Below are 23,853 nucleotides of genomic sequence, written 5' to 3' on the forward strand. Positions count from 1 at the left end.
CTATATATAGCCCAAACAACTGCCTCTCGCATTTTTTGGTGGCTTACAATTTGGTTACAGAGTAGGGTTATTTTCATGCAAAATCCCCGGCAGCTATCTAGCTACCGGGGATTTATTCTGACAACCTACTAGTGGGCTATTTTTCTAGTAGTTCCCAACGTGGGGTTACTTTGAAGAAGTCAGCTAGGTCATATAACTGGCTATCGCTAATGCCATCTTGATGTGGCAAGTGAGCGATGCTGAGGTAGACCTTGGCTGCCTTGTTGACGGTCTCAATGAGGCCAAAGCAGTCCGCAATGCTTGAGCCAGTGGCTAAGATGCCATGATAAGCCCAGACGACGATGCGGCTGTCCTTGAGTTTGGCTGCTGTCGCCTGACCAATGGCTTCGGTCCCGCAGACCATCCAAGGCACGACCCCGATACCATCAGGGAAGACAATCAAACACTCGGTAATCATACGCCAAAGGGTCTGAGTGAAGGCTTGGTCTGTCTGATCCAGAATGAAATTAAGGGCGGAAACTTCAGTTGCATGGTTGTGGAGGACAATCCGATGATGAGGGTCTACTGCTAGTCGGGTACTATGGCTGAGCAGGTGCATATAGATTTCTGAAGTTGGTTTATTGCCTCCTTCAAAGCCCCAGAGAATGGCGTAACCATTGGCCTCTACTCGAATGACGCCTAAGGTCTCCCTTAGAGAGTCCCGCACTCGACGGAATTCTGAACCTGAGGCCGTAATTAAGACATGACGCCCCACCATATTTTCAGGCACATGTTCCAAAGGAACAAAACGCGGGGATGCCACTTGCTCAACTTGTGCTAATTGCTCTTCAGTAAGAATAGCCGAGATATTGCCCCCATTCTTCTCATCCCAACCCATTGACCACATGACATGGGTAATATCTGCAAATTCCGCAACGATGGTGCTGTTTTGGAACATCTTCTATTCACCTGCCTCTTCCATTTTTTTGTTGTAGGCCATACGTGCGCGATAGAGCACATAGAAGAGGCCAGCCCATAAGACGAAGAGTAGGATGCTGACAATATTGCCAGACAAACCAGTAGATAAGAGATAACGGAAGTCCGGCCCTTCAAAGGTTGACCAGGACAAGAGCTTCCCAGCTTCTACTACCGCAGCCCCTGTTTCATTAGCCAAACGGGTAATATAAGTAGCGAAGAAAGTTGCCCCGTAGAGGAAGAGCGGTGCAGACACCACCCCATGGAAAATCATCCGCGCCAAGTTCCCGTTGGTTAGGAGCAAGGCCCCTACAACGAAGGACAAGTTGATAATCCCCGCAAATGGTAAGACGATGTTACCAGGTAAGATAACAGACATAATCAAGAGCACTGGGATGGTAATAATCACGGCTACCCATAGTTCGTTACGCCCTGCCAAGATAGGCCAGTCCAAACCGATGAAGACTTCACGGTCGCTAAACTTCGTCCGCATAAATTCAGAGATGGCTTCAGATACAGGCGATAGGGCCTGAGAGAAGAGCTTAGAAATCATTGGGAAGAGGGTCATAGCGGTCGCTGCTTGGACGGCTAACTTGAGGGACCCTGATAGGCCGTAACCGGCTGCCAAACCCAAGACGAAGCCAATAATGGCGCCCATAACGGAGTTTTCGCCAAAAATCCCGATTTTTTCCTTAAGGGCATCGGCATCCATTGGCTTGTTGAAGAAAGGAATCTTCTTCAGCAACTCATCAATTGGATAGAGAATAACGGAGATTAAGACAATAAAGTGCGGCACGGTTACCCCTGGAATCCCGGTCAAACGTTCCACTTCAGGTCCGTACATATCGCCCGCCTTGAGCTCGAAAATAATTTGAATAGTTGCTGCAACAAAGCCCATGATGACATTGCCGGTAATATAGGAAACCATAACGGCGGTAAAGATTTTACCCCAGACATTCCACATGTCCACGTTGACGGTCTTGGTTTGTTTGAGCATCAGCATGACAATGTTGACCCCAATGGTCAGAGGGAACATGAGAAAGGCATATGGCCAAGCCCAAGAGATGGCCGCCATACCAGGCCAGCCCCCGTCTACGGCTGGCAAGGAGAAGCCTGTTCTCGTAGCCATAGAGGCAGCTGCATCCCCCATAGAGGTCATCATGTAACCAATCAATAACCCCATCCCAGAGAAGGCTACCCCTAAGGTCAGCGCTGAATGGAAAGCTTCGGAGAATTTCATCTTCATAAGAAGCCCGATAATCAACATTAAGAGGGGAACAAAAACGGCTGCTCCCAAATCATTTAAGACATAATTGACAACTGTTTGTAAGATATCCATGTGTCATTCCTCCTTGATTCACACGGTCGTCGTTGCTAGGAAGCTAGGTCCTAGGCCTTCAAGAAATCAATAATCTTTTGTAACTCAGCATCTTGCCCCATACCTGTCAGGAAGGCTATGCCGTTAAAGGTTGGGATGTCGATTTGATCCTTAGTTTTAACGATGGAGACATAGGCATCCGCATCTTTGACATGATGTTTGAGTGATTTAATGTCCACTGCTTCGACTTGAGCAGGCATGCCCTTACCTTTGAGCAACTTATCTAACTTGGACGCCACTGTTTGAGAGGTCGCAACCCCAGAACCACAGGCAACAATAATCTTTTTCATAATCAATCATCCTTTCTAATGGCTTAATAAGTCTACAATTGCTTCTGGCGACTGGGCAGCTTCTAGTTTGGCTACCAAGTCCTCCTGGCTTAAAAGTGCCATGAGCTCTGCTAGGAGATCCACCTGAGCCTTGGCTTCTTTTATGCCCAAAATCATGATATAACGCGGATAAACTACCAAATCATCGGTCCCCATCTGAATAAAAGGCATTACCGGCTCTACCAGGCGGTAAAAGGCGATAAAGGGACGTTTGACATGTTCAACATAGGTATGGGGAATAGCCACTGTCACATGTTCCAAGGCCAATCCTGTCGGGAACTCTGCCTCGCGCTCCGCCAAAGCCTGACCGAAGCTATCAGCCACATAACCTATGTCTTGCAACTTGGCAGCCTGGTGGGCAAAGAAGAGGGCTTGGTCTGTCTCCTCACACGCCAAATCAATCAATTCCGACTGAATTAAACTTGCTACAACCCCCATTCGGGTCACTTCCTTCCTAGAATACGTACAAGGTGCAATAAGAGATAAAAATCTTCATCCTGGCCAAAGCTTAGATTGAATTCCTCTTGCAGGGTCTCCTTTAAGACCTTCACTAGGTCCCATTCCCGGGGAAAGACGCCTGCAGTCGTCTCTAAGACAGTCTCGATTTTTTCCGGTGAGACGGCCTCTTGGCCTGGCTGATGACTCAAAGTCCGAATCAGGAAGTAGCGGATATGAACCACGAAGCGCCCATAGTCGGGTGACTCCTTATCAAGGGGCTCTCCCGTCTTAGTCTCAATCACTTGAATCAAACGATTAAGGATTTCGCTCAGTTCTACCACATTATGGAAGCCCGCCTGATCAATCTGGCCATTGACCAGATGCAAGGTCAGGAAGGAAACCTCTTCCTGGGCCAGTCGAAGTTGATACTTGGCATTGACCTGAACAATAGCCTCGGCCGCCGCCTGATACTCATCCGGATAAAGATAATGGAGCTGATACTGGAAAGGGTCGTAATCGCCCCCTTCGTTAGGCTCCCGGTCCAAGGCATATTGCAAATGTTTAGCAATGGTAAAAATGAAGGTGTCCATCAAGGATTTCTTCAAACAGGCCTCAGCGATGATGGTAATGTCTTGAGCTAGTTCGAACACCCATGGTTCCAGTTCCTTGATTAAGCCTAGCAACTGTTCCTGACGGTAACTAGACGCTAAACTAAAGACCCTGGTCACAGCAGTTGGGTCAATGGTGTCCCCTTTCTTCTTGCCAAACCCTACACCTTTCCCTAATGCTACCAATTCCGCCCCATCATCTCTGGCGACTAAGACAGCATTTTGGTTGAGTGATTGAATGACTTTCACTGCGCACCTCCCCTTTCGACAAAAAATAGGCACAACTCTCCCTATATGGGAAAGTTATGCCTAATCTAATAGTTACACCACTTATTATCTACATTATAATGTATGCGCTACCTAAATTCAAGGGCATTTTCTTTACAAATCCATCTTTTTGCCTACAATATGCAGAACTGGTTCCACCAAAATCCCTTTGCTAAGCCATTCTTAAAAGCAAAACTGAGACTTAATCAAGCCTCAGTTTCTATAATCTTAATAAACTTGCTGACCGGCCAAATAGGTGGCGGTCACTTTGACTTGCCGCCAGTCCTTGACGCTTCGCAAATCATGGGACAGGACAACTAGGTCTGCCCACATACCGGCTTCCATTCCCCCAATATCGGTTCGACTTAAGGCCTTAGCTGCCCCAAGTGTATGGGCATAGAGGGACTCTTCAAGTGTCAAGCGTTGTTCTGGCATCAAGCCTTGAGGCGGTAGCCCATCCCAGGTCTGGCGGTGGACTGCGTAATGCAGACTCTCCAATGGTGTTACATTGACCACTACGGGCGTGTCGGTTCCAAAGGCCAGAGTTGCACCTTGCTTCAAGAATTCTTTAAAAGGAAACATGTGCTTAGCACGTTCAGGTCCTACTTCTTCATCCAAGCTATCATAGCCTACCATCAGGTGGCTTGGTTGAACAGAAACCACTAGCTGCTCTTGGGCCACTAGGTCTAAATCTGCCCAATCCATTACTTCTAGGTGCTCAATGGTGTGGAATTTACCTAGACTGAGGGGAAATTGGGCTAGGGCTTCTTTGTAATAGGTCAAGGTCAACTCAATGGCCCGGTCACCAATGGCATGGATCCGCATCGGCCAATCTTCTTGGCTAGCAGCTAAGATAAAGTCATGCTGGGTCTCAATCGGGATTAGGGGACCACCCACATCTCCTGGGTAATAGGGCTCAGGATACTCTGACTTGAGATAGGCTGTATGAGAAGAAGTCACGCCGTCAAAAAACTGCTTGACCCCACCCATTTGTAGCCAAGGGCCACGATAGCGCTGATAGAGTTGACGCAGGGGCTCACGATTGGCCCGCATAGCTGGGAAGAAGCTGAGACGCAGAGGAACCTGGGCCAAGGCGCGTTCATAGAGTTCCGGATAGACCATATCATCCGGACTCTCACCTGTAATGGCGACATCGCCTACCGCCGTTACCCCCATGGCATGAAGGTGACGACTAAAATCTTGCATTGCTAGAACTGCTTCTTCATGGAAGCGTCGGAAGACCTCCGTCTGATAGTAGACTGCAGCAGCTTCTAGGAAGGTGCCCGTTAATTGGCCATCTGCCTCATCAACTAGAGCCTGGCCTGACAGGGTCACAACATTATCAGGATTCAAGCCCAAAGCCTCCAAGGCTGCGGTATTGAGCCAAATAGAGTGGGCATCTCCGGACAAGAGCATGGTAGGCTCCGAACAGTAACGGTCAAGCGTGCGACGATGGGGTTGCTGAGACGGTTGAAACTCGCTAGCATACCAACCAATGCCTAAACGCCAGCCCTGGCGTAAGGGCAGGTCCTGGGCTTGGCGCGCGACTATTTCAGGAGTCGCCCCCCCTACTTGCCCCAAAATGCCCGCTTGAATCAAGCTAGAAGGATAGAAGTGGACATGCGCATCAATAAAACCAGGTAGCAACATTTGCTGACCCAGGTCCTTGAGCGGCAAGTGCTTGAGTGCTTCTGGCACTAGAGCCGCAAGATTAGCATGGCTTCCCATCGCTTCTTGATTATCCGGCTCATAGACAGCCGCAATTCGTTGGTCACGAATTTCCACAAGGGCTGGCCCGATGGTCCCCTTAGTCGGGTTATAGAGGGCCTGTGTCTTCAATAGATAGTGCATGATTTCCTCCTATAAGGCCATCTTAAAGCCTAAGAATTGTTCGTTAAATTCCTTAATGACATCCGCTGGTAGGAACTCGTAATGTTCGAGTTGTTGCAAGATCTCAGCAGGCGGATTGAAGGCGGGGTTGTCCAGCGTCTCTTGAGGCAGTAGAGCCTTGGCTGACTCGTTTGGCGTGGCGTAACCTACATATTCTGCGTTTTTAGCGGCATTTTCTGGTCGTAGCATAAAATTAATGAAGGCATAGGCCCCTGCTTCATTTTTACTGGTGCTAGGAATAGCGAAATTATCTGTCCATACAGCCGAGCCGTCTTTTGGCACGATATAAACAATATTAGGATTATCCGCTATGACACTGGCAGCATCGCCGGAATAACCCATACCAATCGGCGCTTCGCCTAGGCGCATGAGTGGTTTGATTTCATCGGTCAAGACTGCTCGAACATTAGGAGCCAATGCCTTGAGGTAGGTGCCGGCAATGGCTAACTCCCCTGGATCTTGGCTGTTAAGCGAATAGCCGCGCGCCTGCAAGGCCATCCCCAGAGTCTCGCGATGGCCATCTAGGACTAGGATAGAATTCTTAAATTCTGGTTTCCATAAATCCGACCAATTCTCAATAGTGGCTGGGTCCACTTGCTCTGTATTCACCATAATCCCAAAGGTCCCCCAGAAATAAGGCAAGCTATACTGGTTACCTGGATCAAAAGCATGGTTGAGCAACCAAGGTGTTAGGTGCTCTGTCCCTTCTAAGCGGCTATAATCTAGCGGTTTAAGTAAGTTCTGGTTTTTAAGACGCGCAACAATGGACTCACTAGGAAAGACTAAATCATAGGGTGTTCCGCCTTGCTTAAGCTTGGCTTCCATAGCGTCATTGGAATCAAAGGTCTCGTAGATAACCCGATAATTGCTTTCTTCTTCGAAGGCAGTAATCAGTTCAGGGTCAATATAATCCCCCCAGTTAAAGATATAGAGGGGCTGACGTTCCACCCCTTGGGCGGTTGTTTGAAGGGACTGCTCCAAATGATGGCGTATCCCCCACAGAGCAGCCATTACCCCTACCAAAATTACTAATCCTTGTACCAAACGCCGCACTGCGCGTCCCCCTTTCTAAACCGGATTCATTCACTTCTTTCATTCTATCATAGTCGCCAGTCAGCTACTAGCCCTGTTTGCCGGTCTTAGTAGCGGAGGCCTTAAACGTTCGGCTTTTCCTAGCTAAGCTATCAAAAAAGGCGCCCTACCATTCAGTAGAGCACCTGGTACTTAAGTGTTTTGGGCCACTTGCTCCATAAAGGCAAGGGCTTCTTGATAACCACCACTGGCCTTAAAACTCTTGGCCACACGTCCCGCTGCATCACGATAATGAGGCTCTTCCAAAACGGTTAGGACGGCATGCCGAATGGTGGCTGGTGTCATGAGCTTGAGCCAGTAACCGGCTCCCAATTCAGCAGTCCGTTTGGCTACGGCTCCTTGTTCAGGCGTTTGGGGGCAGAGAATAAGGGGTACCTGATGATAGAGTCCTTCTGAGGCAGAGTTCATGCCACAGTGGGTCATAAAGACATCCGCAATGGCCAATACTGCCATTTGATCGACTCGATCGTGAATTTCGATATGGTCAGGTAGGTCCTGCCAGTCACTAAGCTCACTCTGGCCTAAAGCTATGATGACTTGATAGTCCGGCAAATCCCTGAAGGCTTCTATTACGGCATGATAGAAGTCCTCATTATGAACGACTGTCCCCAAGGACACGTAGATGGTCTTGGCTCGTGTCTTAGGATAAGGTTTTTCAACCGGTCGAATTGATGGCCCAATAAAGCGATAGTTGGAGCCAAAACTATCCCAACATGGTTGAAAGTAAGGGGAAGTATAGACCATGGTAGGCGTTGCCTCATCATTTTGAATTAGGTCTAGGACACTACCAATTTCATAGCCTCGCTCCCGCAAGCGATTGAGCTCGCGATTAATACTTGGCGTGGACCAGAGCAATTTCAATAAGGCCCAGATACTCTGCCTCATATAACGTGAGGACTCCTTATTGAAGGCAAAGGTCGTATTGGAGCAAACATAAGGTAGACCCAATTTCTTAGCCAAGAGCTTGGCCCAGGTTGCCATCGAGTCCCCCACAACTAGATCCGGTTGGAGTTCTTTCAAGGCCTCGAGAGTTGGCCCTTCAAGCGCCAAGGTAGATTGGACTAACAAATGTGTGGCAAAAGCTAAGTCCTTGCCCGAGCGGTCTGAGCTCTCACGCTCATCTAGCCCCAAGTCGAAATCCCCATAGTCATCGCAAGCCACAAATTGAGCACCTGTCGCCTGAATGGCTTGTCTGAAGCGCTCAAAGGAAAAATAAGTTACCTGGTGCCCGGCTTCCACTACATAGCGCACCAAACCTAGAGTTGGATTGGTATGGCCTTGAGCTGGTATACAGAACCATGCAATTTTCATTCTTATCACCTCATTTACAAGACAAGAGCAAATAATAGAGACAATATATTAATCCTATTATAACATGGTGCCCCACTAAACCCCAATAAAATACTCTATCCAAAATAGACAAACACCACCCTATGCTAGGCTGCATAGGATGGTGACTGACTTACTTATGGGAGCCGATTGCCCCCCGCTTTATAGATACGATACCAGTCCTCACGACTGACGTCAATGCGACAGGCTTGCGCCAAATCCACTAAGCGCCAAGGCTGCATGGAACCTACTAAGACTTGCATTTTAGCAGGATGGCGTAGAATCCAAGCTAGAGCCAAGGCATCCGAGCTGACACCATAGCTTAAAGCCAAGCTAGCTAAACAATCCCTTAAGTCCTGATAGTCTGGATGTAACATATAGGGGCCTTGGTGTAAATCCACTTGGAAAGGCGACCAAGCCTGAACGGTTACCTGATGAAGGCGACAATAATTGAGGACATCACCATCACGATTGATACTTTCCGAGTCTTTGGTGTTGACATTCAAGCTAGCATCTAAAAGCACCGTGTGGGCTGGCCCAAATTCCAACTGATTGACAATGAGGGATTGATCTAAGTAAGAAGACAAGAGACTTATTTGTCCTGGATTCTGGTTGCTGACGCCAAAGTAGCGGACTTTACCCGCCTGATGAAGGTCATGGAAGGCCTCGGCTACTTCTTCCGGTTCCATCAAGGCATCTGGCCGATGCAGGGCCAAGACGTCTAGGTAATCTGTTTGAAGTCGCTTGAGGCTGCCTTCCACCGCTTGGATAATGTGGGCTTTGGAGAAATCGAAATGGTAGTTAGACCAGACATCGGCCAAGCCACATTTGGATTGGATTAAGAGGTCCTGGCGAGCTAGGCCGAGGCCTGTCCAGGCTTGGCCAAAACGTGATTCAGATTGACCCTTGCCATAAATATCAGCATGGTCGAAGAAATTAATCCCTAGGTCCTGGCAGGTTGCTAGGACCTTTTGGCTGTCAGCCAAGCTTAGGCTATCCATACGCATACAACCTAAGGCAATGGCACTTGCCCCTGCTAGCTGACCTCCTAAGTTTAAGGTCTTCATGCCTCAGCCTCCCCTTCTTCTGGACGATAAACAGGCTGATCTACTAAATTCAAGCTCTCTACTGGCACCGACTCCGTCTCAAAGACCACGAACTCGTTGTGAGCCTTGAGGAAGCCTGACGGAACATAGAGGTATTGGATAGGCCCCTGAGACCAGTAACGGCCAAGGTTGAAGCCATTGACACAGACGCAACCCTTACCATAGGCAGAGCAATCAATAAAGGTATCCTGAATCTGATCCATCTCAACCTCGAAGCGATAGAAATGGGGACTCTCTGCTTGTGTAGGTCGCGGACCTTCATGGTAGCTAACCGCTGCTAGCATGTCTGGCTTGAATTCTAGAGCATATTGTCTGAAGCCTTTGCGGAACTGGTGGTTAATCATAACTCCGCCCTTAATACCCTTAGATTGGGTTGGACTATTGAGTTTGAAGCCGTAATTGACGCGCCCCATATTTTCTACCAAGACATCAACTTGAGCAGTGGCCTGGTCGGTATCAAAGAGCACTTCATCACCAATGTCTTCTCGGTATTGGGTCACGAGATGCTTGCCTTGGATAAAGACTTGAACCCGGTCATGAGCATTGATGATTTTAAGTCGTTCCGGATGGCCATGGTGAGCGACCCGCGTCCGATAGAGAGTATAACCATAGTGTTGGCCCAAGGCTTCCATGGCTAGCGGGTAGTCCACTTCTTGGCCGGTTCCTAACTGGTCGGCGACTTCTAACAAGTCGGCCCAGCCAAGCACTGGATAGGTGCCATAGGCTCTAGCCTGGCGGCTACGCGGCTCAAACTGAGGTAAGTCTGGGAAAAGCTCATGGGTCACCCGCTGAACTGCATAATATTTGGCAGTTGGTTGGCCCCATTCATTAATTGGGGCATCGAAATCATAGGAAGTGACCTGCGGGAGATCCCGATGCTTGCGCGCAGAACAGCCATTAATAAAGCCAAAGTTGGTCCCGCCTCGCAAGAGGAAGAGGTTGACACTGCCGACAGCCATCATTTCCTTAACATCATGGGCCAAGTCCTCTGGGTCACGGCGGACAATAGGCTCATTCCAACGGTTGAACCAACCATCCCAGAACTCCGTGCACATAAGTGGCCATTGCTTGCCATGACGGTCGAAGAAGGCTTGGAGGGCTTGGGTATTGCCCGGTGCATCCGAGCCGAAGTTACCGGTGACAAAGATATCATCTTCAATCAAGGTGCCGGACTCTAGCGCTTCAATCCAGGTGCCATCGGAGGTAAAGAGTGGCACATCTATCCCCCGGTCACGCATCATTTGGGCCACTGCCCGTAAATAGTCTTTGTCTTCTGCATAGGAACCATACTCGTTTTCGACTTGCATCATCAAGATGGGGCCCCCATGAGTGAACTGATAAGGTACTAGCTGTGGTAGAAGCCAATCATAATAAGCCGCTACCTTGGACAGAAAGGCCTGATCATAGGTGCGATATCGCATGCCGGGATAGTTGAGCAACCAAGCCGGCAGGCCCCCAAAATCAAACTCCGCACAAATATAGGGACAGGGGCGGACAATCAAGTGAAGTCCCATACGGCTGACTAGGTCAAAGTAGGCTTTGAAATCCAGTAAACCGCTGTCTTCAAAGACCCCTTCATGAGGCTCATGCAAATTCCAAGGGATGTAAGTCTCGACGGTATTGTAACCTAGCGCCTTGAGATTGTAGAGGGTGTCTTCCCATTGATCTGGATGCAGACGAAAATACTGGATTGCTCCTGACAAGATTTTGAAGGGCTGACCGTCTAAATAGAATTGGTCACGAATTTCGAACTGTGTCATGCGCCCATCTCCTGTTGTTTATCAGCAATCTTAACGAATGGATAGTAGACGGCAGTGGAAATCCCGATATTAATCAAGGACAGGACAATAGCCCGCCAGTCAAAGGCTGTTGCGAAGAAACCATAGAGGACAGGTGGCATTACCCAAGTTACGTTCTGAGTAACCGGTGCTACCAAGCCCATCGTTGTCGCAAAATAAGCCACTGTTACCATCAGCACTGGGCTGAGGACAAATGGGATGAACATAATTGGGTTAAGAACGATTGGCACCCCGTACATGACAGGTTCCCCAATGTTAAAGACCATAGGGAAGATCCCTAACTTAGCCACTTCACGCAAATGACGACTACGTGCCATCCAGAGAATGGAGATAGCTAAGCCAATGGCATCAAACCAGACAAAGGCACCGAAGGAGTTATCTGTCCATAGATAAGGAATAGTGGTACCAGCGCGGTAGGCTTCTAAGTTGGCTAGCATGGTCACCCCGAAGAGACTGGACATAACAGGCGCCAAGACATTGCCGCCGTGGAGGCCGAAGAACCAGAAAATCTTGTTTAAGATGACAATAATGAGGACAGCCAAGAAGCTTTGCGACATATTAAGCAGTGGCGCTTGTAAGACCTTATAAACCCAGGTAATCATCAATTCACCGGTCAATTGATTGAAGGCATAGGTGGCAATGGCGACTACATACATGGCAATGGCTGCCGGAATGATGGATAGGAATGGCTTAACGATAGCAGGTGGTACTGAATCTGGCAACTTAATGGTCCAGTTCCGATTCATGACCTTACAGAAGATGATGACCGATACGAAACCAATGATAATCCCTGTAAAGTAACCCTTGGCCCCGATTTGGTCAAGCGGAATGGCATTACGTACCGTAACCGCTAATTCCTCCCCTTGAACTGCTACACCTTGTAGCTTATCGCCCAGAAGTCCAGCTAAGGCCTTAGAGTCAACATTTTCTAGCTTAAAGTTCTGCGTTACCGTATTGGCAATGGTAATGACGTAGGAAGCAACAGCCACCAAACCAGCGGAGACTGTATCCACCTTGTAAATCTTGGCGATATTAACACCAAAGTTAAAGAGAAAGAGGAAGACAACAATTGGGATAGACCCTTTGAAGAGAATGTAGTTGATATCAATCAACCAACCAAAAGTCTGCGGGATGAAGGTATTGCCAAATTGGCCAGGTAAATCCGCCAAAAAGGCATTAATCATGAGAGCGAATGATCCGGCCATAATAACCGGCATGGTCCCAATAAAGGAATCCCGAAGTGCAACAAGGAACCGTTGGTTCCCGACTTTGTTGGCGATAGGCATCAGACGCTCTTGCCAACGATCGACTAAACTTGCCATGATAATTCCTCCTTAAAATTTTTACATAAATTAATTAAAACCACGGTTTGGATGTCTACCAACCTAGCTCGGACAGCTCCTCAGCCACTTATTGGGCTAAGACTTGGTAGACTTCGATTAATTCCTGAGCTAAATCGACAAAGGCGATACTGGTCATGAGATGATCCTGACCATGAATCATGAAGAGACTGAGGGGCTGCTCAATCCCTTGCGCTTCTTGAGCCAAGACTCCGGCCTGGGCGTGATGGGCTTCTAAGAGGGCTGCTCGAGCCGCTGCCATTCGCTCCGTCGCGCCCTGGAAATCTCGCTTCTTAGCTGCTGCCATGGCTTCGATGGCACAGGACTTGGCTTCACCGCCATACATAATTAACTGCATGGCTACTTCTAATGCGGCTTCTTGTGACATAGGCTGGCTCCTTTATTCCATGAGACTTACGGCTAAGGCCAGGACCTTATCGCCTTTCATCATGCCATAATCTGTCATGGGGATGACTTCCACTGGGATGCCACGGGCTGACAAGTCAGCGGAAAACTCGTTCTTCAAATAGCGGACTTGGGGGCCTAACAATAAGACATCTACTGCATTGTTCTGGAGATATTCCTTGGCTTCTGGCACTGGCACTGCAAAGATATGGGCATCTAACCCTTGATCTTGCGCGGCCTTTTCCATCTTGGATACCATGAGGCTAGTCGACATGCCAGCGGCACAGACTAACATGATTTGCTTGGTTTCCATTTACAACACCCTTTCCTTATAATTCGAAAGAAAAAATAATCGGTTCCTATTATTTTGAAAATGTAAACAAGCAGGCGTGAACGGAAACCGATTCTTAATTTATTATTTACTTTCTATTACTATTATAGGGTTGAAAGGGCTTTTTGTCAACGTTTACATTTGAGGACATGCTTGTTTTTTGTTATGATATTCGAGAGGGAGTGATTATCCATGACGTTAACTAAAAAACAAGCCGCCTTAAGGGCCACCATCTTAGATAAACTATATGCAAAAGCACCACTATCACGTATTGATATTGCCAAAGAAACAGGCATAACGCCTGCTACCACGGGGGCTATTATCGGGGATTTAATTCGCCAAGAACTCGTATATGAAGTTGGGGAAGCTGAAGATGATACTGTAGGCCGGAAAAAAACCTTACTTAGTCTTATGCCCCATCGTGCCTACTATCTAGGTGTCGAAATCTCTGAAAAATACTTAGCCTTGGTCATTACAGATAATCTTGGCGAAATTCAAGCTAGCGACTATAGCATGACCTTTCAACGATTAGGTAACTACCCGACTAGCGCTGACTTAGCTGACTTCATTCATCAATTTATAGCGCAACATCCTGACTTTCCCTTGACCGCCATTGGCGTCGGGCTACCGGGCCACGTGGACTTTGACTTGAGTCCCTATATTCAATCCAACAATCAGCATTGGCAGAATCTCCATCTGGAAGAGCTAGCCCAGGCCTTTAGCCTGCCGCTTTATTTTGACAATAAGTCTCATTGCTTGACCCTGGCCCAAAGACTTTATGGCCAAGATGACAAAAACGATCATAATTTTATCGTCTTCCATGTCGCTAACGGTATTCATTGTTCCTATATGTATCAAGGGCAAATCTACGGGCGTCAGAACTTCCTGATTGGCGAAATCGGCCATACGATTTTAAATCCACAAGGGGAAGCCTGCACCTGTGGTAAACGGGGTTGCCTGCAAGTCTATGCTAGCGAATCTAGTCTAATCGCTAAGGCCCAAACCCTCTATCGGGTAGCTCAATCCACCTTCCTGCCTAGCCTAGTAGCAGAAGCAGAGGCAATCACCCTGGCTACCATTATGGATGCCTGCGCCTTAGGCGATACTAGCTGTCTCCAATTGATTCAGCAGGCCTGTCACTACCTGTCAATCGCCCTATCCAATCTCAGTCAGCTGATTGACAGTGACGCCATCTACCTTGACGGCCAGTTCTTCTCCTATCCACTAGTCGACACCCTCTTGCACCAGGAGCTAGCGGCTACCACCCCGCTCTTCCATAAGCAAAAGAAAATACGGCTCATTCCCCTGGCCTATAGCCCACTCAATATTGCGCGGGCAGCCACTAGCCTCTGTGTCAAAGCCAGCTTCTTGTCAGCATAAAAATAAAAAAGGACCTTCTACTTAAGCTAGTAGAAGGTCCGCTCTTTTTATTACCTTAATTAGCGGTTAATGGAACGCGCAATCATGGAAATGGTATGTCGTTGACCGCGAATTGCCTTGCTGAGGGCAAAAATGTTCTCTACAGGAGCCAAACAACCATAGCCAGAGTCCCCAATGTGCTGGATGTCTACCCCACAAATCTTATTGCGGATAGCCATCTGCTTAATGGTGTCGGTATCCGAACTTTCTTGGCTAGTTCCAATGGCGCTCATCACTAGAGCCCCTGCTTGATGGGCTCGCTGAACAATGGCCTTGAGATCCGCCTCATCGAAGCCTGGCACACTGCCTACAGCCGGCGCCAAAATAATATCGGCTCCAGCCTCAATGAATTGGCTGACCGCTTCTAAGTCTGCAACAGGCTCGTCAACACCTGCCCCATGCATCTTCCCCGCAATAACCAAGCCAGAGAAGTGCTGCTTGGTTAGTCGGATGGCCTCCGCTATGGTATGATTGGTCACACCAGTCCCAGGATTACCCGTCAAACAGATAAAATCAAGACCAAAAGCTTCGGCCGCCTCTAGCGATGCCACATTGACCTGGCGCCCAGTCACTAATTCTTGCCGTTCTTCATTCATCTTAGCGTTAAGATCGACAGGCTCCAAATTGACGCCAATCGGGCGGCCCACCAGTCGATGGAGCTCTGCGACAAAATTGGGTGCATCAGGATCAATAGCAAATATAACAGGGTTTAGTAAGTCTACCCCATTTAGTAAAATGAGATCCGCCCCAAAAGCGCGAGCCATCTCTGAGTTAGTAATATCCCCAATGTAGGACTCCTTAAAGCCCACATTCTCAGACAAAATCACTCGCCCTTCACTAGCCTTAATACTCTGTTTTAGTTCTGCTGCTGACATGGCCAGAATTTCCGACGTGTTGGCACTAATCAAACGTTTTACCATGTGAATCCTTCTTTCTTTTTGATAATAATAAAGATAAGACTACCCTTTGATTACGCCCTTTTGTTTACATTTTGTTATTAATTAGTATAGCACGAAAGCGTCCATTTGTAAACGAATTCAACTTTATTCAATATCAATATGGTGAGCAAGAACTAAAGGAACTTCTCTAGTCGCTTTCAATACAGTCTTGTAGCTTGTCACATTTACAAAAGTTCCATAGACAGTCACTCTATCATCTTCTAAAATTCTTTTACCAGTCATTTTATCTTTTGGCAGAACTACATAAAAGTCTCCTTGACTATAATAGCTACCTTCAGTTCCGATACGGTACACTATGAATTTATCTTCTGTTTGAACTTGTAGAACCTTTCCATAAAATTTAACCTTATAGCCTTTCCAAGCGGATTCATCACGCATTAGTTCCTCAAAAGTAGCATCATAATAATTGCTAGGATCTTGGTTTTTTGATTCTTCAATTGATTCAGATTCTTCTTTTGCCTTAGACTCAGCAATGGACTTCTCTCTCGCATTTTTTATTGCTTCGGCTTTGCTCTCTGATTCTGCTTTTCTACGAGATTCTTCCTGCGACTTACTTTCAGCCACCTTCGATTCACTGATTGATTCTGACAGAATCCGCGAACTTTCTTCCTCCGATTGTCGAATAGACTCTGATTCTGACTCTGCTAATGCTATGGATTCCGACTCCATTCGGGACTGTTCTTCCAATCTTTTTACTTCTGCAGCATGCATATTATTTGCTACAAGTAGAAATGCAAATGAAGTTACCACCGCTATAATTGCATATTTTTTTAGTTCAGGCTTATTTTTCCAGACCCAAGCAGTTGCTGCAAAAACCAGCGCAATCACGATATACGATAAATTCAATAAATTTTCCATTAATAACTTCCCCCTATTTTTACTAGATAGTAATAGTATATGACATGCATTGTACCATGCACATGTTTGGAAGTCATTGCACAATCTTGCTGAATAGTTTAGAATTCTTGCTGTATTTATCATATATATGTTTTCGCATAATAAAATATGCTTAGACTATAAGCGATAAAACAACTCTCTAATATTAATTAAAAAAGTGCAGTTCAATATGAACCGCACTTTCTAATTAATCCATCTTTCGAATCATCTTCCGAGTTTTAACCAAATGCTCCTTGGTTGCATGGAATTGGCGTTGAGCCACCCCATAGTAGAGCAAATCGGTAATAATCAAAGATCCATCTCGGGAAGTAACCGAGCCTAGGCGAATTTCTTTTTCGTCTTGGGGGATGAAAAGGCAAATATCAGCAAGACTGACGAGGGGCGCCTTGAGATTATGTCCCGTGATAGCGATTATTTTGGCACCCTGCTCCTTAGCAAGATAGGCCATTTGATTGACACTATGGGTGCTGCCACTATAACTGACTACTAGCACCACATCGCCAGGCATACAGTGCGCCATTTGCGCCATTAGTATATGAGTGTCACGATCATAGGTGACTGGACGATTAATTCGCGTCAACTTATGAACTAAGTCCATGCAGACTACACCACTGCCTCCAATTCCACAGAGAAAGAGACGATGGGCGCTAGCCATCCAATCAATGGCTTGCGCAAGATCTGTTTCATCTATGAGCTCATAGGTCTGACGTAGATTCTGTTCTAAGATACTTTGGGTCTTATGGATGAGCTTAGACAAACAATCTTTAGGATCTAAAAAGAGATCCACTTCAGGCATCTCCTCATCAGTCCGGTCCTGTGCCAAGTCCAATTTTAAGGCAGGCAGGCCTTTATAACCAATCTTCTTAGCAAAGCGAGTCCAGGCCGCCCCCGATGTTCCAGAAGCAAAACCTAACTCTACAGTATTCATATCTAACACTTCATGCCGGTGCTCCAGTATATAGCGACCGATCATCTGTTCAGTCGCTGTCATTGATCCTAGGGCACTTTTGATCTTGGTAATACAACTCATACGATTCTCTCCTTTGTTATACCAAACACTGAATCCTACTTTCCATGATAGCCACGCCTAGCCCATTTTCGCCTACAGTATATCACAATAAATCGCTTACAGCAACTAGCTTTCCCTATGTTTATTCACAAACAGAGAGAGATTTTTGTCATTATCCAAAAGAAAACAGGCTCTAATAGCCTGTTTTTAGCTGACTAATTTTACATCATAGACATACTTTGCATTCTTCTCTATCCACACTGTTTATTTTGTAGCGCCTTTTTACCCAGACATTTCGCTAGCCATAGGCTTTGCGCCGACAAATAGGCAAAAGGCAAGTACAAGACCAGGCTTCGCCAATAAGCAGGACCGACGCCCACACCGCCTCGCATCATGAGCCAATAGAGAAAAGGATAGCAGAAGAGCAGAAGATTGACTCCGGCGAGCCCAAAATAAAGTCGCCAAGTCTGACGATGACGAGCTACTGTCGCTAGAATCGCGCCCAAGAATAATAGGCTATTGAGAACCGCTGCTTCACGCCAATCCAAATTGTTAAAGCCAAAACGCAAATTATTCAATAAAGGGACTAGGAAATAGAGCAACATCCCCGTCTGTAAGTAAGCCAAGCCCAACTGATGACGTTCCAAGGCTACTTGCTTCTTGTTTCGAGCCCCTTCTGGTTTAGGCCAAGCTTGGGCGAAGTTCTTAAGGCGATGGCTCCAAAATAGTGAAGCTAGGAAGAAGACACCTGACCGAATCATCAAGTCGATTTCGTAGGCAGTCCTTAGTTTTGTGCTTCCTTGTCCTGGCACAAGCAACCCCATCAGCAGACGCCCCCAAAGCACCACTAGCCCTAGCCACTCCAATCGATAGGCCCATCTCATACTGGACCCAGATTGGTATAACCAAGCCAGCCAGATGACTGCCATAGCTAGTAGCCAGGCAGCAAAAGGCAAGTTAATGAAGTCCCAGTTAAAGATGTTCTGGTATATCCATAAACCGGCCAGCACCTTAAAGACTAAAAATAAGGCAAAGGCACGGTCCTGGCGTGCTTTATCTACTATGGGTTCCATGGCAGGCTCTCCTTTCCTCTAGTCTTCTTTATTATAACAGACTCCCCAAAAGGCGTCATTAACCGACTAGCTCAAAAAAGTGCGGACTCGCCCGCACTTTTCTCATATCAGTTCTTAATTCTTGTCTGGCACAAATGCAAGCCAATCTGCATCCAAATACCAGCCATCTGGGATGGCCTGACTGTCTGTTTCATGATAACCTACTTGTCCACGAAGCGTTAGGACTCCCTGCCAACTGCTGATAGCCTGTGGGACTTTCCCCTGAACGCGCACTCGCAAAACTTTAGCTGAGACGTCCCCACCAGTAGACTGACTGAAAGCAAACCAGTAAGCATCCCCTACTTGTCCTAAAAAGCCCTTCTCATCGATGATCATTCGACATTCAATCGATTGGTCTTTTAAGGTCTCTGTTTGGGTCAATACTTGGTCTAAATCTTGTAATTGATAGGCTTCTTCCCCTTGGTAGCGGGAAGTGACGCCAAAGACATAGCCTTGAACACCCGCTTTAAGCTTACGTAAGAAAAATAAGGGGAGTGTTGGTAACCCTATCAAGAGTAGGGCAGATAAGCCCATGCTAAAGATAACATTTGCTAACGTCTCGGAATCTCTCACCTGATTAAGAAATTGAAAAATAACCGTCCCTATCACCAAAAGAGCGATTCTATAAACGATAAGAAACAAGATAGCCATTACGAGATAAACTAGATCTAAGTTCCAGGCTATCTTGAGCAAGTTTGGGCGATGATTTCGGTAACCCCACCAAGCTAAGTAGGTAGTAGCAAGACATAAGATTATAGCTAATAGGTAAAGGGGCTCATGAGAATAATTCAGGTGTAAAACGAGCATTTGCCATCCTTTAATGAAGAGATAGCCTAACAACGCACGATTAAGTGCCTTACTCCCCTCAGTTGAAACTTGCTTTAATTGATTTCCTTGCTTATTCAATTGTCGCCCGACCAAAAATTGCTGATAGGCACAATAAACCATAGGAACTACTGATACAAAGAGTTTTGGGATGAGATTTGATAAAGCGATAAGTGGCGAAAAGGCCAATAAGTTTTGAAAATCTAAACTTACCAAGACATAGATGACAATACCGGTATTAAACGCGCCAGCTAGATAATGACACCAGGCTTGCTTTGACTTATAGCCTAACCAAGTCAGTACTAGTGGTAATAAAAAGATTGCTTCTTCTAACAATAAGTGCCCAAAAATAGTCTGACTTACCCAACTAAATATGGCAAAACCAAAAATAATGGGGCTAAGCCGGAATAAAAGATAAACCAGTTGACATTCTAGTAACCAACGTTGCTGATTAGATACTGACCTATTAACTTGCATATATTTTCCTCCTCTTAGGGATATTCAATCTTACTGGCTTTGCCTAGTTAGAACTAGCTAGGCAAGACCGCACTGTATGTAGACTGCGGTAGCTCTAATAAAAAGTGACTAGCACGACAGATAGAATTCTTAAAACGGAATTATCATGAAACCTTCGAAATCAGCTTGGTGATCCTTCTTGTTTTCTTCTGTCATTAGGCCCCTCCTAATCTTGCGATTGATGCCTGTATCTCTTAGTTTCTAGTTCATGTAACCAAGTAGCCCTGGCTTCCTCGAAGCGGTTCTTGGCACCTAGGAGTACTAGGCAGATTATGATAGGGATGATCAATAGTATCAGGACAAGGCCTTGACTTATCCATAAAATATATGGGAAAAATAAGATTCCAAACACCCCTAAGCCTACTTCTAGACTGGTCAAAACAAAATCCAGTCGGTAGCCTCTTTTGAAGATTGTCGTATCATGATCTTTCCACGCAATCATCAACCAATAGAAAGCCAACAGGCGTCCAACATATACAAATCCAAGTAAAAATGAGATCGACATTAAAGCTAAGCCTGTTATCAGCGTTAATACTCGCAAAACAGTGTACAAGGTCATGTAAAGGTTAAATTCGGACTGGCGCCCCTTTTTACTCTCGTCAATCAATGTATGTGCCTCCTTAACTTACAATTAAGCTTATATTATTAGTCTGAATCAAAGCGACGCTTGGCTCCAAATAAAACGAGCCAGATAACGATTGGAACCACAAATATCAGAGGCATCTGCCAGGATGATATTAATGCTCCAAGCGCATATGGCCATATTATTAAGAATCCTAATAACCAAGGTAAAAGTTCAATCCCAGTCAGTATCGTATCTATCAGAAAGCCTGCCTTGAAATGGATATCCTTATTGCCTATCCAACCTCTCATTAACAAATAGAAAGCTAGTAGCCTACCAAAATAGATAGTCGCAAAAAGTGGAACAAAGGGATGAAAAGTGAATAAAAGATGTCCTGTCATAAAAGTCAGGATTCTCATGATAGTATACCAAAACATAAAATCATAAAAGTGCGGTTTATGATGATGCTTCTTTTTCTCTGACATTAGGACTACCTCCTACTTTTCCGTCTGGGTATCGATTTAAGTTAACTAGCATAATAATACCAGTCACAAAAGTAATGACTCTTAATGCGGTATAAATAGACATGTATCTTTCAAAGCCTGGTTGGTGGCTTTGCTTGACTTATTCTGTCATTCTCCTTACCTTACAGTCTGTCCTAACCAACCTAATGCCGTTAGGCCTTTAATTAATAGACTATTAATATAGCATCATTATACCAAAGTTCTCAAAGCTTGGTAAAGCTTTCGCCTCATTCATTCTTGCTAGAATTCATCTTATATATCCGATAAAAAAGCTGATAAACCAACATTTTATCTATCCCCATCTTACTTTTTGTCAATTTTCTGCTGACTTTCGGATTTTGAATGTTTCGTCCATCAAAACACCCCTTAAAAATAATAACCGAGGCTAAATTCAATGTAATTTAGCCTCGGTTAAATTATTTTATAGCCTCTACATAGAAGAGCCTACCTACAAAATCCTTCGTTACTTGAGGGCAGAGATAAAAACCTGCCTTCATTAACTCTGCACCACTTGCTTCAAATGATTGGAAGCCTGACTCTACTCCACTGTTATTAGAATTTGAGTCATCACATGCCGATTCAGTTAAAGCCATAGCTTCAGCTTCTGGACCTCCTTCTTCTTTTGCAAGGGTGGCACCCCAAGCACCTTCGCCTAGTACTTGGGTCACACGATATTGACATTCTGATTTCAGACCTTCTAGTTTCAGTACTTGCAATGGCTGCGAAGCCTTTCTTAATACTTGGAAGACCATGACCATAGATTCTGTCTGAGAATCATTGGTCAAACTCCAAGCAGTAAGGTTCCCATCCGATTCAAAAGGACTAAGTAAACGATGGAAAGTCCCTTGTTGGAAAAGAGTCCGATGGTTTTTATAGAATGCAACTTGGTCCTTTATTTCGGATTGCTCAGATTTTGTTAGCTTAGTAAAATCTAGCTCATAGCCAAATGCTCCATAGAAAGCAACTGCCGCTCGTGATGCTAGCGGTGTCTTACGCCCTGTTTGGTGATTTGGTACAGCCGAGACGTGTGCCCCCATCGCATTAGTAGGTACCATAAGAGAAGTTCCATACTGAATTTTCAATCTAGCTACCGCATCCGAATTGTCACTAGTCCATACTTGCGGCATATAAGCTAATATCCCTAAATCAAAGCGCCCGCCACCACCAGAACAACTTTCAAATAGTATTTCTGGATATCGAGAAGTAATACGTGACATTAAGGCATAAACCCCTAGCATATATCGATGAGCTATCTCTCCCTGTTGATCATAAGGAAAAGCACTTGAATAAACTTCACTTAAATGTCGATTCATATCCCATTTAATATAATTCAATCCAGTCTGCTCGATAACAGCTACCATTTGATGGTATATATGGTCTTGTACATCCGAACGAGACATATCTAGAACGTATTGGTTTCTACCATAGGACTTAGCACGTCCTGGTGTATGGAGTGCAAAGTCAGGGTGTTGCCGATAGAGCTCAGAATCTTCTGAGATCATCTCAGGTTCAAACCAAAGTCCAAACTGCATCCCTTTACTGTGAACATAATCCGCTAAACCTTTAAGTCCATGAGGCAACTTAGTCTTATATTCAAACCAGTCACCCAATGACGAATCGTCCCAATCTCGTTTGCCAAACCACCCATCATCCAAAACAAAAAGCTCAACACCTAAATCTGAAGCAGAGTCCACCATTGCATGCAGACGTTCTTCAGTAAAGGCAAAATAGGTGCCTTCCCAATTATTAATAAGTACAGGACGTTCTTTATCTCGGAAGCGAGCTGGGATGAGATGATTTTTAAGGAAATGATGGAATGCTTGTGACATACCATTTAGGCCATCTTCACTATAAGCTAGCACAACTTGTGGTGTAGCAAATTCTTGGTCGGGCTCTACTTTCCAGTGAAAACCTGTCGATTGGATTCCTGCTTGTAATCGTATTTGTTGATAGGGATCCTGTTCTACACTAAGTTCGTGGCTACCACTATATACCAACTGAACCCCAAGGGCTGTCCCTTGATTTTCCGTTGTGTTTGGCGATACCAAAGCCATAAACGGTGTTTGCTGGTGACTACTAGTCCCCCGCTTACTATCATACACCTTACGGCCTCGGTGAACAGCTTCTCTCTCAAGCATTCTTTCTCTTCCCCAAGCTCCATTAAGTTGAATGATTTCAGATGGACGAGGTGATAGATCTAAACTAAAACTAGCCATACGCTCTATCGTTACCGGTTCTTCACTTTCATTTCGAAAGACTGCCCAGCGAGTAATAATCGGATGATTCCTGAAAACTGTATAGTAGAGATCTACAAACCATAAGTGGATTGGATCAACCAAACGAACTTTCAGTGTTTCAGCCAATTCGCTTGAATCGACATAAGCATGCGGTAGGCCATCTATAGATGAAGCCCCTTTTATAATTTCATATGAATGATACCTAAAGTCTGTTACACTACTTCCGTCCATTTGCCGTAAGATTAAAGCCGGGTGACGATAATCACCGTGATTATACCCCGGAAATTCCTGTAAGATATTTCCTAATGACCAATCTCGTTTAGTCTTTTGATTTTGATCAACAAAGTCAACTTCAAAGTCCCTATGAATGACTGGGTAAGACAAGTAGTTAGAATATCGTGGCAATCGTGAGCCAAAATAGCAATGACTTAACACACCATATTCATCAACTTTCATGACATAAGAAATTTGGTCATTTTGAAGATGAAAGGTCTTATTTTTGTCGTTGTAATGTATCATCTAAACCC

At 45.7% G+C, this 23,853-nt stretch carries 22 protein-coding genes; 1 reads left to right on the top strand and 21 read right to left on the bottom strand.

The genetic code is table 11. The annotated features are described in order from the left end of the window. Positions 1 to 136: 136 nt before the first annotated feature. From rhaD to V7R82_RS07780, 13 genes are all read right to left on the bottom strand, one after another. Positions 137 to 937 carry a rhamnulose-1-phosphate aldolase gene (gene rhaD, locus V7R82_RS07720; protein ID WP_338542293.1) on the bottom strand — a complete coding sequence of 267 codons (801 nt, stop codon included), beginning with the start codon at positions 935 to 937 and terminating at the stop codon, positions 137 to 139. 3 nt (positions 938 to 940) lie between these two features. After that, positions 941 to 2,293, bottom strand: coding sequence for a PTS galactitol transporter subunit IIC (locus V7R82_RS07725; RefSeq protein ID WP_070756280.1), 1,353 nt, complete (start codon positions 2,291 to 2,293; stop codon positions 941 to 943). A 50-nt stretch (positions 2,294 to 2,343) separates the two neighbouring features. Beyond that, on the bottom strand, positions 2,344 to 2,622 hold the full coding sequence (locus tag V7R82_RS07730; RefSeq protein ID WP_338542295.1) for a PTS sugar transporter subunit IIB: 279 nt from the start codon (positions 2,620 to 2,622) through the stop codon (positions 2,344 to 2,346). Positions 2,623 to 2,637: 15 nt separating this feature from the next. Then, complete coding sequence (locus V7R82_RS07735) at positions 2,638 to 3,099, bottom strand: PTS sugar transporter subunit IIA (RefSeq protein ID WP_338542297.1); 462 nt, start codon at positions 3,097 to 3,099, stop codon at positions 2,638 to 2,640. A gap of 5 nt (positions 3,100 to 3,104) precedes the next feature. Further along, on the bottom strand, positions 3,105 to 3,956 hold the full coding sequence (locus tag V7R82_RS07740) for a PRD domain-containing protein (protein WP_338542299.1): 852 nt from the start codon (positions 3,954 to 3,956) through the stop codon (positions 3,105 to 3,107). 246 nt (positions 3,957 to 4,202) lie between these two features. Beyond that, positions 4,203 to 5,825, bottom strand: coding sequence for an amidohydrolase (locus V7R82_RS07745; RefSeq protein ID WP_338542301.1), 1,623 nt, complete (start codon positions 5,823 to 5,825; stop codon positions 4,203 to 4,205). Between the two features lie 9 nt (positions 5,826 to 5,834). After that, a complete protein-coding gene (locus V7R82_RS07750; protein ID WP_070756275.1) occupies positions 5,835 to 6,917 on the bottom strand; it encodes an ABC transporter substrate-binding protein in 1,083 nt (360 codons plus the stop codon). 171 nt (positions 6,918 to 7,088) lie between these two features. Beyond that, the gene (locus V7R82_RS07755) at positions 7,089 to 8,267 is read right to left on the bottom strand and encodes a nucleotide disphospho-sugar-binding domain-containing protein (protein ID WP_338542304.1); all 1,179 of its coding nucleotides are present in this window, start codon (positions 8,265 to 8,267) and stop codon (positions 7,089 to 7,091) included. A 155-nt stretch (positions 8,268 to 8,422) separates the two neighbouring features. Then, positions 8,423 to 9,352, bottom strand: a complete 930-nt coding sequence (locus V7R82_RS07760) for an aldo/keto reductase (protein ID WP_338542306.1) — start codon at positions 9,350 to 9,352, stop codon at positions 8,423 to 8,425. Continuing rightward, entirely contained in the window at positions 9,349 to 11,151 is a 1,803-nt protein-coding gene (locus V7R82_RS07765) for a beta-galactosidase (RefSeq protein WP_338542308.1), read from the bottom strand. The genes V7R82_RS07760 and V7R82_RS07765 overlap by 4 nt, the downstream gene beginning before the upstream one ends. Continuing rightward, a complete protein-coding gene (locus V7R82_RS07770; RefSeq protein WP_023391244.1) occupies positions 11,148 to 12,512 on the bottom strand; it encodes a PTS sugar transporter subunit IIC in 1,365 nt (454 codons plus the stop codon). Before V7R82_RS07770 ends, V7R82_RS07765 begins: the two co-directional genes overlap by 4 nt. Before the next feature lie 88 nt (positions 12,513 to 12,600). Then, positions 12,601 to 12,918, bottom strand: coding sequence for a PTS lactose/cellobiose transporter subunit IIA (locus V7R82_RS07775; RefSeq protein ID WP_306486465.1), 318 nt, complete (start codon positions 12,916 to 12,918; stop codon positions 12,601 to 12,603). A 12-nt stretch (positions 12,919 to 12,930) separates the two neighbouring features. Further along, entirely contained in the window at positions 12,931 to 13,248 is a 318-nt protein-coding gene (locus V7R82_RS07780) for a PTS sugar transporter subunit IIB (protein WP_306486464.1), read from the bottom strand. Positions 13,249 to 13,458: 210 nt separating this feature from the next. Between V7R82_RS07780 and V7R82_RS07785 the strand changes: the two genes are divergently transcribed. Then, complete coding sequence (locus tag V7R82_RS07785; RefSeq protein WP_338542315.1) at positions 13,459 to 14,646, top strand: ROK family transcriptional regulator; 1,188 nt, start codon at positions 13,459 to 13,461, stop codon at positions 14,644 to 14,646. Positions 14,647 to 14,705: 59 nt separating this feature from the next. On the opposite strand, the gene V7R82_RS07790 is transcribed toward V7R82_RS07785, so the two are convergent. The 8 genes from V7R82_RS07790 to V7R82_RS07825 all read right to left on the bottom strand — a co-directional run bounded on the left by V7R82_RS07790 (position 14,706) and on the right by V7R82_RS07825 (position 23,845). Continuing rightward, complete coding sequence (locus V7R82_RS07790) at positions 14,706 to 15,605, bottom strand: haloacid dehalogenase-like hydrolase (RefSeq protein ID WP_338542317.1); 900 nt, start codon at positions 15,603 to 15,605, stop codon at positions 14,706 to 14,708. A 123-nt stretch (positions 15,606 to 15,728) separates the two neighbouring features. Further along, on the bottom strand, positions 15,729 to 16,502 hold the full coding sequence (locus V7R82_RS07795) for a hypothetical protein (RefSeq protein ID WP_338542319.1): 774 nt from the start codon (positions 16,500 to 16,502) through the stop codon (positions 15,729 to 15,731). 226 nt (positions 16,503 to 16,728) lie between these two features. Next, on the bottom strand, positions 16,729 to 17,571 hold the full coding sequence (locus V7R82_RS07800) for a MurR/RpiR family transcriptional regulator (protein WP_338542321.1): 843 nt from the start codon (positions 17,569 to 17,571) through the stop codon (positions 16,729 to 16,731). 230 nt (positions 17,572 to 17,801) lie between these two features. Next, positions 17,802 to 18,623 carry a hypothetical protein gene (locus V7R82_RS07805; protein WP_338542323.1) on the bottom strand — a complete coding sequence of 274 codons (822 nt, stop codon included), beginning with the start codon at positions 18,621 to 18,623 and terminating at the stop codon, positions 17,802 to 17,804. 114 nt (positions 18,624 to 18,737) lie between these two features. Further along, on the bottom strand, positions 18,738 to 19,964 hold the full coding sequence (locus V7R82_RS07810; protein WP_338542325.1) for a hypothetical protein: 1,227 nt from the start codon (positions 19,962 to 19,964) through the stop codon (positions 18,738 to 18,740). Between the two features lie 205 nt (positions 19,965 to 20,169). Then, on the bottom strand, positions 20,170 to 20,610 hold the full coding sequence (locus tag V7R82_RS07815) for a hypothetical protein (protein WP_338542327.1): 441 nt from the start codon (positions 20,608 to 20,610) through the stop codon (positions 20,170 to 20,172). A gap of 38 nt (positions 20,611 to 20,648) precedes the next feature. Next, positions 20,649 to 21,050: a hypothetical protein gene (locus tag V7R82_RS07820; protein WP_338542329.1), complete on the bottom strand. Its 402-nt coding sequence runs from the start codon at positions 21,048 to 21,050 to the stop codon at positions 20,649 to 20,651. A 455-nt stretch (positions 21,051 to 21,505) separates the two neighbouring features. Beyond that, entirely contained in the window at positions 21,506 to 23,845 is a 2,340-nt protein-coding gene (locus V7R82_RS07825; RefSeq protein ID WP_338542331.1) for an alpha-galactosidase, read from the bottom strand. Between the last annotated feature and the right edge of the window lie 8 nt (positions 23,846 to 23,853).

The sequence above is a fragment of the Abiotrophia defectiva ATCC 49176 genome (assembly GCF_037041345.1).
Lineage (GTDB): Bacteria > Bacillota > Bacilli > Lactobacillales > Aerococcaceae > Abiotrophia.

Bases quoted from the DNA above. Each gene is read 5' to 3' on its own strand.
- rhaD (WP_338542293.1), bottom strand. From the start codon at position 937: ATGTTCCAAAACAGCACCATCGTTGCGGAATTTGCAGATATTACCCAT.
- V7R82_RS07725 (WP_070756280.1), bottom strand. From the start codon at position 2,293: ATGGATATCTTACAAACAGTTGTCAATTATGTCTTAAATGATTTGGGA.
- V7R82_RS07730 (WP_338542295.1), bottom strand. From the start codon at position 2,622: ATGAAAAAGATTATTGTTGCCTGTGGTTCTGGGGTTGCGACCTCTCAA.
- V7R82_RS07735 (WP_338542297.1), bottom strand. From the start codon at position 3,099: ATGGGGGTTGTAGCAAGTTTAATTCAGTCGGAATTGATTGATTTGGCG.
- V7R82_RS07745 (WP_338542301.1), bottom strand. From the start codon at position 5,825: ATGCACTATCTATTGAAGACACAGGCCCTCTATAACCCGACTAAGGGG.
- V7R82_RS07755 (WP_338542304.1), bottom strand. From the start codon at position 8,267: ATGAAAATTGCATGGTTCTGTATACCAGCTCAAGGCCATACCAATCCA.
- V7R82_RS07760 (WP_338542306.1), bottom strand. From the start codon at position 9,352: ATGAAGACCTTAAACTTAGGAGGTCAGCTAGCAGGGGCAAGTGCCATT.
- V7R82_RS07765 (WP_338542308.1), bottom strand. From the start codon at position 11,151: ATGACACAGTTCGAAATTCGTGACCAATTCTATTTAGACGGTCAGCCC.
- V7R82_RS07770 (WP_023391244.1), bottom strand. From the start codon at position 12,512: ATGGCAAGTTTAGTCGATCGTTGGCAAGAGCGTCTGATGCCTATCGCC.
- V7R82_RS07775 (WP_306486465.1), bottom strand. From the start codon at position 12,918: ATGTCACAAGAAGCCGCATTAGAAGTAGCCATGCAGTTAATTATGTAT.
- V7R82_RS07780 (WP_306486464.1), bottom strand. From the start codon at position 13,248: ATGGAAACCAAGCAAATCATGTTAGTCTGTGCCGCTGGCATGTCGACT.
- V7R82_RS07785 (WP_338542315.1), top strand. From the start codon at position 13,459: ATGACGTTAACTAAAAAACAAGCCGCCTTAAGGGCCACCATCTTAGAT.
- V7R82_RS07790 (WP_338542317.1), bottom strand. From the start codon at position 15,605: ATGGTAAAACGTTTGATTAGTGCCAACACGTCGGAAATTCTGGCCATG.
- V7R82_RS07795 (WP_338542319.1), bottom strand. From the start codon at position 16,502: ATGGAAAATTTATTGAATTTATCGTATATCGTGATTGCGCTGGTTTTT.
- V7R82_RS07800 (WP_338542321.1), bottom strand. From the start codon at position 17,571: ATGAGTTGTATTACCAAGATCAAAAGTGCCCTAGGATCAATGACAGCG.
- V7R82_RS07805 (WP_338542323.1), bottom strand. From the start codon at position 18,623: ATGGAACCCATAGTAGATAAAGCACGCCAGGACCGTGCCTTTGCCTTA.
- V7R82_RS07810 (WP_338542325.1), bottom strand. From the start codon at position 19,964: ATGCAAGTTAATAGGTCAGTATCTAATCAGCAACGTTGGTTACTAGAA.
- V7R82_RS07820 (WP_338542329.1), bottom strand. From the start codon at position 21,050: ATGTCAGAGAAAAAGAAGCATCATCATAAACCGCACTTTTATGATTTT.
- V7R82_RS07825 (WP_338542331.1), bottom strand. From the start codon at position 23,845: ATGATACATTACAACGACAAAAATAAGACCTTTCATCTTCAAAATGAC.